This is a genomic window from Desulfatiglans sp. (assembly GCA_012513605.1).
GTDB lineage: Bacteria > Desulfobacterota > DSM-4660 > Desulfatiglandales > HGW-15 > JAAZBV01.
Genome location: JAAZBV010000025.1, coordinates 1 through 8,015 on the forward strand (window position 1 = coordinate 1; position 8,015 = coordinate 8,015).

Here is an 8,015-nt window from a genome sequence, read left to right on the forward strand (position 1 = left end):
ATACCATTTCGATTCTTGGACAGCACTGCTGGCAATAACCTGTTTTTTGAATACGCCGTTTTGTTAACTTAACTACTTGTTTTTACTTGATGCAATATCAAATTTTCATTTATCTTGGACAGCAATGTGATTGAATATTAATTTAAGAAGGAATAATAAAAATTTGATTAAATAGTGTCGAGTTGCTTCGCTTAACCCGCCCTACATACTATCACGGTTTATATAAATATCTGCAACCAGTTCATCAATTTCTTTATCAATTTCAGAAAGCGCTCCTCTTGCACAAATAAGACCTTCCATATCCAGGCTATTTTCAGTTTCAGAAACAGGAGAAACAAGAGCTACCGCCTTACCCTTCCGGGTGATGGTAAATTTTTCTTTTCCAAAATGAACCCTGGTGATGAGCTCTGAAAATTTGGCCTTTGCCTCTGTCAATGATAAATGCTGTGACATCGTAATCCCCATAATGAATTTGATAGGCTATTTTATGGTCATTCATGCCGGTTTGTCAATCAGAGGGTTGAATGAGAAGTATCTGCTTTTACCCCCATACCCCAAAACCTATTGACTTCAAAATGATTTGTAAGGATAATCCCTTCGTTTTCCCCAAACGTTCCTTTTCAGGCTTTATGGTTTTGCTTTGGCAATTACCATTGTATTTTTGCAACACATTAGTTTTAAACATTAAGATTTTTGTATTTTGACTTTTTGAACAATATTCAGTGCTATATGACAAAATTTGTGTGAATTTAAATTTTCTAAAGACGTATAAGGGCGCACAGAAAAATTTTTTTAATACTTTAGAGTATATTAAATTTTATTTAGTTTATTATTCGATGTTAGCCCGATTCGGGTTTTACACTATTAGACCCGAATCGGGCTAATACCTGTTAAAAGCTGAAATGAAGTAACAGAAATATGGTATTTGGGGAAAATGTCAGCATTGGCAAAATCTCCAAATAGTAGTATCCAAAATAAAAAATCCGGGGTGTATTAAATCCTATTTACCGAAAATGCCATCAATAGCAATTTCGGTAAATAGAAAATAAAAATCAAAAATTAATCGTAATAATAACTGGTTATAAAAATTATTAGTCGGTAAATAGCAGGCGAAAACTGCTTTTAACAATGCAGTCAAGGCGACTGGCTAGCATCATGTTGAATCGAATGCAAAGCCTTTGCAACCTTTTTCCTTGCATGACATTGGTTGCCATAAATCCGCCAGCTCCTTGCCGCCAGTGTTATGTTTTTAATTAAGGAGGTAAATTATGGATCGTAATAAAATGTTAGTTTTTAAAATAGCTATCCTAATATCCATAGTTTTTAACTCATCTGTTCTCCAGGCCAATGATTCAAAAAATGAGGAGCAAATCACTACACAAAAACAAGCAGCAATACATGCTGCGAAACTCGCCAATGAGAAGTGTCAAAAAAACTTTGGTATTTCTCCTTTTAAACCTGAATTATATAAAGCTGAATTAGTAAATTCGAAATGGCACTGGGGAAAAATTGAACCAATTGGTATTCATGGTTATTCTGCAAAAGTTGAGTTCTGTAAAGATGGTTCAGGTGAAAATGTACAAGTCGCTTTTAGTACCGATAAAATAATTAATAATGAACCCGAGTTACATAAGGTACCAATGGAAATAGAGGTAATACGTTCCAAAGAGTTAGAAAAAGTATTTCCAAAGATAGATAGTCATAAAGATAAATGAGGCGACAGCTAACCCTTAAATCAACATGACAGCAGGGGGCTTCTTTCGATTTTCGCAAAGCATCATGGCGCGGCATGTTATTTGAAGCACGCAAAACAATCGAAAAAAGGAGTGAACCAAATGGCGAAGTACAATACGATTGACGAATACATTAACGCACAAGCACATCCGCAAGCGGAATTATTACAAGAGATGAGGAAAGCAATTTTAGATGCGGTACCAGATGCGGAAGAAACCATTAACTATGGCTTACCGGCATTCAGTCTTGTTAAGAATGGTAAAAGTAATGAGCAAATCATGATTGGGGCATTTAAAAATCACGTTGCAATTTACCCGCATCCGACAACAATCGTGAAATTTGAGAAAGAGCTTTCCAAATTCAAACAGGGTAAAGGATCAATACAATTTCCTTTAGATAAACCGATTCCAAACAAGCTGATTGAGAAAATGGTGAAGTACAGGAAAAAGCTAATTCAAAGCGAATTAAAGCAATGAACAATACAAAGACAGGGCAGAACAAACAGCTACACCAGAACCCGGAGGGGTTTTTGCCTGATACGAAAGATCAAGGTAAGGCTGGTTACAAATCGTTGTGTTTCTAAAAGGAGGGAATGAATCTCATGGAAAACTTCATGCCGGAAGAAATCCAGAAGAAGGTCAAATCTATTGAAAAAGAACTAAATGAAAATAGTTTTTCTGACAACAAATTAGCATTATGGTTTTCTCTGATAGGAGTTTTTATAGGCCTTGCTCTTATTTTCTTGTATTCATTTATTACAAATAGAACGGGGTTTTACCCTTTAGTAATATTTGTTTTAGCATTCTCTTTAGCTGGTAATGCCATCACACGTTTCTCTGAACATAAAAAAATCTCGAAACTATTAATAAACGTATGTGAAGTCATTAATTATTATAGGAATAAAGAGACCCAATAAACCCGACCGGGCTATAAAACGCCCAGATGGTTATCGGTGCGGTTAGGACTATGAAGAAAATCATAATAATAGGCAATTCAGGTTCAGGGGAAAATTGGCTGGGAAAGAAGTTAGCTTCAGTTCTCGATATTTCACATATTTCACTCGACAATATTTTCTGGGAGCCAGGCGGTTACAATCGGAAAAGAAACGAATCCGATGTCGAGGCTGATATATATAAAATCCAGCACTCTGTAACTTGGATCGTTGAGGGAGTATTTGGTCATATCGTTGAGCCCCTCATAGACTTTGCTGACACTTTAATATATGTCAACCTGTCCTGGGATGAATGTAGAAACAATCTGTTAAATCGAGGCTCAGAAAGTTCCAAGCAACTGGAACCAAAAAAATATAAAGAAAATTTCCAGGCTCTTCTCAAATGGGCTTCTGAATATGAGGTGCGTGATAGTAAGGCATCAAAGAAGTTACATAATTTACTGTTTGAGAATTTTTCAAGACAAAAACATATGGTTATTAATCGCTTGGGAATTGATCAGTTAATAGAAAAATGTGATACTTTTTAGCTCTACCAAACCCTTTAGAATCATTTGCTTGTTTTTAACATCACAGTTGGGTTTGTAGGCAAATTATTATGAGTAAGATAATGAATGATAAAATGAAAGTTAGATTACATAATGGCTTAAAAGAAAGTAGTATTGGTTTTCTATTAGCCCTAGTGTATATAATTTTGAAATATTTTTATTGGCCAGATATTTTTATTTGGCTGGCTGAAACAGTATTTGTCATATTTTGTACGGTTTTATTCTTCATCAGAGGTTATCGGAAAGGGTACTCAATAACTAACTTTAATCAGGAAATGCAAAAGAAGAGAGAAGAGATGTTGAATTCAAGGTTTTCTGAAGATCTCAGGTGTTATAAATGCTCTAGTATTATAAAACCAGAGGATAATAGTTGCCCGATTTGTGGATGGACCTGGAAACTTTAAAAACAAAACTCACAAACATTTGATAACCCAGCCAAGGCGGTAATACCCCCGGGTGGTTATCAGTGCAGTTCAGAGAAAATGAAATGACGGAAAAATTAAAAGATTATCTTTCTTCAGGAGATTTTAAGGAAATTTCCTTCCATGACAATCATGTATATGGCTTTTCTGTGCGACAAAAAGAATTCGGTGAAGACCTGATCCTTGATATCGATTATATCTCTGAATGGATCTGTCATGAGGATAGAACTTGTTCGTTTAAAATAATCCCTGCCGATCTAATTTTTTCTGATATAGTTGATCTGGAGATCAACCTTTCATGGGGAAAAACATTAACACAGCCTGACCCCCAATATGCCATCACACATTCACTTTCAGGGGAAATTATCTTAAATGGAATCAATATAGAAAATTATGAAGAGCCAATTTATATAGGTTATCAAAAGTATTTTTTTGAATTCTTTTCACCGGAAAAAGGTATTATGAATTTGGGTGCTAAAAAAGTTAGCTTGATTGGAAGAAAACCTCCAGTGAGTTCACAAGAACAGCATTTGGATTGGCCACAGAGGTAAGACAAAATAAGGGTATAATTTCGATTTAAATACGGACGGGATACGCCCGCTTGTTAAACCTATCGAGAAATTTCAAAGGAGAGGCCGGCCCTCATCTTCGAGCGGGTTATGAATAAAAATGATTCAAAGTCTAACTCGACCTATAAATGAAAAAGAAAAACGATTCTTGCGACTTAAAATTCGAGAATTGTCAAAACATATTGATGAATCTCCTGTATTGCTTAAGCTGTTAAAACAAGTTTGTTTTGGTTTCGGTATATCTGGTTTTCTCTGCTTTCTTGGCTCTATATCCACCGATGACCAACCCCCCTTTTGGTTTTATTTATTAATTTTTATTGTTCCAGGTTTGGTTTGGACACTTTGGTTCTTTATTAAAAAAATGAAAGATGAAAAAGCAATAATTAGTAGAATTCAAACATATAAAGATGCTTCAAATAATGGTACAGTAAAAGTAACAAGAATTAAGACAGACAGAATGTTTGAGGCAGAAGAGTATGAGGATGAAGGTGCCTGTTATTTTTTTGAAGTTGAAAAAGATAAAGTCTTTTTAATTATGGGGCAGGAATATTACAGTACTACAAACTTCCCAAATTCTGATTTTTCAATAATAGAAATAATTGACACTAAGGGGCAGTTAGTCGATTCGATAATAGAAAAGCAGGGGAAAAAATTAAAACCTCTAAGATTAATTCCCAGAGAAGATAAAATAAAAATAGACCTTACAAACGATAACAAATTAATTCCATGTAGTTTGGATCATATTGAAAGTTACCTAAATATTTCATAACCTAGCGCATGTAATCCCCGTAATAAGGATTGGTGGGAATTATACTGCGCAGGCCGGTAACCTTGTCATTCACTTTTAGGGATGGTACAAAATAACCATATACTTAAAAGGTGTCTGACTGTTTTTTTGGTGATTGAAATATTTTATACTAAGGCAGGTCGGGTTGATTCGCTTAACCCGACCTACAGGCTGGTTGTTTAATCCGTTTAATCAGGCTTGAGTTTTATAAAGTCAATATGGTGACTGGCACTGGATGTCTGTTAATGTGTCGTAACATGTTTTGAGTAATTACAAAAGGAAATATAAAAATGAAACTAATCGATTTCATCATACAATCTAAAAAATCCTCTTATGCCAGCACAGGAGAAGGGAGAGAGAAAAAATTTGATAACGGTTCTGTTGGATTTGAAATTATTAACAACGGATATCGGTATTTAGATCAGTTTAATGGTTTTAATCCTTTTGCGGGTTCGGAAAAAGTATTCAAAGAAGTTAATGAGTTACTTTGGGTTTTGAACTATTTTGGAGAGATTTTACCAGGGGGATCAGCTCCTAAAAAAATCTACTCTTTTCTAAAAGAAGCAATGCGTCTAATTACACCTGAATACCCGCTTAGAGGTCCTGAATTTTATGAAAATCTAAATTATCGATACGAGAATAAGCAACATGGATCTTTTAACCATTTTCATGGAATTGAAAAAATATTTGAAAAAAACGAAGAGGTGTACGTACTTTATTACCATGGTGGCATAATAAAATAAATTAGGAGGTAATTGAATGAGAAAAGTATATGAGTCATTTAACACTTTAATGATTGGTCATTTGAAAAATCTTCTTATGATTGAGGGTATACCTTCATTTACAAAAAATGAATATGGTTCAGCAGAACGAATTTCAGTGAATGAATGTTGGTACGAGATCTGGATTGAAAATGATACTCAATATGATGAAGCTTTAAAAATAATTAAGGAAGCAGAGTCAGATGATTCCGCTTCAGGTCCTGACTGGGTATGCCCGAATTGCAAGGAAGTAAATGAATATCAATTTTCTTTGTGTTGGAATTGTGGCAAAGAAAATCAAAATAAAATACCCGCTAAATAAACGAATTTGGCGAATAGAATAATGTCGGGTTGCTTCGCTTAACCCGACCTACAGGCTTTAGGAAAAGGAGAATAACTTTAATGAAGCGAATAGGCATACTTGGCGGAATCGGCCCTGAATCAACCGTTGATTACTACAGGGAAATAATCAGGGCATTCGTTACAGGGCATCCTGAACTGGCATATCCGGAAATCATCGTTTACAGCGCAAACATGAATGAGCTTATGGGCTTTGTCTCTACAAAGAACTGGCCTGAGCTCTCTAAGTGGCTACTGGAAAAGATTACCTCTCTTCATCTTGCCGGGGCTGAATTTGCTGCCATTGCATCAAACACACCCCATATTGTATTTGATGAGATTAGCGCAAAATCACCCATTCCCCTGTTAAGCATAGTTGAAGAAACGTGTAAGACCGCCCAGGAAATGGGGTTAAAGAATATTGGCCTCATGGGCACGAAACTCACCATGGAGGCTGACTTCTATAAGAAACCTTTCATATCGAAAGGGATGTCGATTGTTGTTCCCAGTGAGGAGGAACAAAACATTATTCACCACAGGTTATTCTCTGAAATAGAGCTTGGAATCATCAAAGACTCAACACGGGAGGAATTGCTATCGATCGTAAAAAGGATGATAGAGGAAGAGCACATTGATTCCTTAATTTTAGGCTGCACTGAGCTGCCACTGATATTAACAGAAAGCAGATTTGGCATTCCCTTCCTCAATACTTCGGCGATTCATTGTGAGAGTATTATAAAATACTGTATTGAAGGAAAATGATGAAAAGAGAAGAAAAATCCAAATCATCATTGCATGAGGATGTAATTACCCATTACTCTTCAGGGTACGAAGAAAAACGATTAGATATTAATGAAGGCAAAATTGAAAGAGAACGTACCCGCGAGTTGCTGCAGCGCTTCCTGCCACCGACACCTGCAACTATAATAGATAGTGGTGGCGGAACAGGAAAGCATGCCTTATGGCTTGCCCGGAAGGGGTATGAGGTTCATTTGGTAGACATTGTTCCTCTTCATATTGAATTGGCAAAAGAGGAGTCAGCGCAACAGCCGGAATATCCATTATCCAGTGCAGAGGTCGGGGATGCCTGCACCCTTAATAGAAATGATAACAGTGTTGATGCTGCCTTACTGTTCGGTCCCCTGTATCATCTTACTGATAAAAGGGATCGTTTAATTGCATTATCAGAGGCATATCGGGTTCTAAGAAAGGGTGGTGTGCTCATGGCTGTGGGTATATCACGCTTTGCATCGACATTTGACGGATTACGCTCTGAATACCTTAAAGACCCTAAGTTTGTTGAAATTGTGAATGGAGACCTGAAAAATGGGCTTCATAAAAACTTTACAGACAATCCCTTTTATTTTATGGATACCTTTTTTCACCATCCGAATGAACTAAAGGCAGAGCTTGCCGAAGTCGGTTTTTCAGATAGCCGGGTTTATGGTGTGGAAGGGCCATCCTGGTTAGCGCCGAATATTGATGAGTGGTGGAAGGATGAAGCACAACGTAATGTACTTCTTGAGATCGCAAGGCGATTAGAATCAGAGCCAACACTTTTAGGGATCAGTTCACATCTAATGGCAGTTGGTGTGAAAGGTTAAGGAAATGTCGGGTTGCTTAGCTTAACCCGACCTACATGCTAAGCCGGTTATCAGGAAAAAGATTATGACACAAATAAATTATCGTGAAGCAATAAAAGAAGATATCCCCAGGCTTGTTGAATTATGGAAGGAGTTAATGGATTTTCATGGCGCTAGAGATTCCTTTTTTTCCCGCTCTAACCCGACTTTCGCTATTGGGCATGTTTAAAAAAATAAGTAATTGAAAATATGAAGTATTTTTTAGCAGAGGTTAAAAAGTCTTCACTACAGAGACATTTAGCCCTTGTGATAGCTCAGGTGGA

Annotated in this window: 13 protein-coding genes; 12 read left to right on the forward strand and 1 reads right to left on the reverse strand. The window is 36.4% G+C overall.

Translation table 11 applies throughout. The features are described from left to right. Positions 1 to 201 precede the first annotated feature (201 nt). A complete protein-coding gene (locus GX654_02955; protein NLD35803.1) occupies positions 202 to 453 on the reverse strand; it encodes a type II toxin-antitoxin system Phd/YefM family antitoxin in 252 nt (83 codons plus the stop codon). Between the two features lie 815 nt (positions 454 to 1,268). Here GX654_02955 and GX654_02960 point away from each other — a divergent pair. The 12 genes from GX654_02960 to GX654_03015 all read left to right on the forward strand — a co-directional run bounded on the left by GX654_02960 (position 1,269) and on the right by GX654_03015 (position 7,921). Further along, a complete protein-coding gene (locus GX654_02960; GenBank protein ID NLD35804.1) occupies positions 1,269 to 1,715 on the forward strand; it encodes a hypothetical protein in 447 nt (148 codons plus the stop codon). 120 nt (positions 1,716 to 1,835) lie between these two features. Next, positions 1,836 to 2,210, forward strand: a complete 375-nt coding sequence (locus GX654_02965; GenBank protein NLD35805.1) for a DUF1801 domain-containing protein — start codon at positions 1,836 to 1,838, stop codon at positions 2,208 to 2,210. 125 nt (positions 2,211 to 2,335) lie between these two features. Further along, positions 2,336 to 2,650 carry a hypothetical protein gene (locus GX654_02970; protein ID NLD35806.1) on the forward strand — a complete coding sequence of 105 codons (315 nt, stop codon included), beginning with the start codon at positions 2,336 to 2,338 and terminating at the stop codon, positions 2,648 to 2,650. 50 nt (positions 2,651 to 2,700) lie between these two features. Beyond that, entirely contained in the window at positions 2,701 to 3,213 is a 513-nt protein-coding gene (locus GX654_02975; protein NLD35807.1) for an AAA family ATPase, read from the forward strand. Positions 3,214 to 3,293: 80 nt separating this feature from the next. Then, positions 3,294 to 3,635 (forward strand): hypothetical protein, encoded by a 342-nt coding sequence (locus tag GX654_02980; GenBank protein NLD35808.1) that lies wholly within the window; start codon positions 3,294 to 3,296, stop codon positions 3,633 to 3,635. A gap of 62 nt (positions 3,636 to 3,697) precedes the next feature. After that, on the forward strand, positions 3,698 to 4,204 hold the full coding sequence (locus tag GX654_02985) for a hypothetical protein (protein ID NLD35809.1): 507 nt from the start codon (positions 3,698 to 3,700) through the stop codon (positions 4,202 to 4,204). A gap of 118 nt (positions 4,205 to 4,322) precedes the next feature. Beyond that, positions 4,323 to 4,991 (forward strand): hypothetical protein, encoded by a 669-nt coding sequence (locus GX654_02990; GenBank protein ID NLD35810.1) that lies wholly within the window; start codon positions 4,323 to 4,325, stop codon positions 4,989 to 4,991. Between the two features lie 308 nt (positions 4,992 to 5,299). Then, entirely contained in the window at positions 5,300 to 5,752 is a 453-nt protein-coding gene (locus tag GX654_02995) for a hypothetical protein (protein NLD35811.1), read from the forward strand. Positions 5,753 to 5,768: 16 nt separating this feature from the next. Beyond that, positions 5,769 to 6,092 (forward strand): DUF2007 domain-containing protein, encoded by a 324-nt coding sequence (locus GX654_03000; protein NLD35812.1) that lies wholly within the window; start codon positions 5,769 to 5,771, stop codon positions 6,090 to 6,092. An 80-nt stretch (positions 6,093 to 6,172) separates the two neighbouring features. Beyond that, complete coding sequence (locus GX654_03005; protein ID NLD35813.1) at positions 6,173 to 6,871, forward strand: amino acid racemase; 699 nt, start codon at positions 6,173 to 6,175, stop codon at positions 6,869 to 6,871. Then, positions 6,868 to 7,713 carry a class I SAM-dependent methyltransferase gene (locus GX654_03010; protein NLD35814.1) on the forward strand — a complete coding sequence of 282 codons (846 nt, stop codon included), beginning with the start codon at positions 6,868 to 6,870 and terminating at the stop codon, positions 7,711 to 7,713. The genes GX654_03005 and GX654_03010 overlap by 4 nt, the downstream gene beginning before the upstream one ends. Before the next feature lie 64 nt (positions 7,714 to 7,777). Beyond that, positions 7,778 to 7,921, forward strand: a complete 144-nt coding sequence (locus tag GX654_03015; protein ID NLD35815.1) for a hypothetical protein — start codon at positions 7,778 to 7,780, stop codon at positions 7,919 to 7,921. Positions 7,922 to 8,015 lie beyond the last annotated feature (94 nt).

Bases quoted from the DNA above. Each gene is read 5' to 3' on its own strand.
- GX654_02955 (NLD35803.1), bottom strand. From the start codon at position 453: ATGTCACAGCATTTATCATTGACAGAGGCAAAGGCCAAATTTTCAGAG.
- GX654_02960 (NLD35804.1), top strand. From the start codon at position 1,269: ATGGATCGTAATAAAATGTTAGTTTTTAAAATAGCTATCCTAATATCC.
- GX654_02965 (NLD35805.1), top strand. From the start codon at position 1,836: ATGGCGAAGTACAATACGATTGACGAATACATTAACGCACAAGCACAT.
- GX654_02970 (NLD35806.1), top strand. From the start codon at position 2,336: ATGGAAAACTTCATGCCGGAAGAAATCCAGAAGAAGGTCAAATCTATT.
- GX654_02975 (NLD35807.1), top strand. From the start codon at position 2,701: ATGAAGAAAATCATAATAATAGGCAATTCAGGTTCAGGGGAAAATTGG.
- GX654_02980 (NLD35808.1), top strand. From the start codon at position 3,294: ATGAATGATAAAATGAAAGTTAGATTACATAATGGCTTAAAAGAAAGT.
- GX654_02990 (NLD35810.1), top strand. From the start codon at position 4,323: ATGATTCAAAGTCTAACTCGACCTATAAATGAAAAAGAAAAACGATTC.
- GX654_02995 (NLD35811.1), top strand. From the start codon at position 5,300: ATGAAACTAATCGATTTCATCATACAATCTAAAAAATCCTCTTATGCC.
- GX654_03000 (NLD35812.1), top strand. From the start codon at position 5,769: ATGAGAAAAGTATATGAGTCATTTAACACTTTAATGATTGGTCATTTG.
- GX654_03005 (NLD35813.1), top strand. From the start codon at position 6,173: ATGAAGCGAATAGGCATACTTGGCGGAATCGGCCCTGAATCAACCGTT.
- GX654_03010 (NLD35814.1), top strand. From the start codon at position 6,868: ATGATGAAAAGAGAAGAAAAATCCAAATCATCATTGCATGAGGATGTA.
- GX654_03015 (NLD35815.1), top strand. From the start codon at position 7,778: ATGACACAAATAAATTATCGTGAAGCAATAAAAGAAGATATCCCCAGG.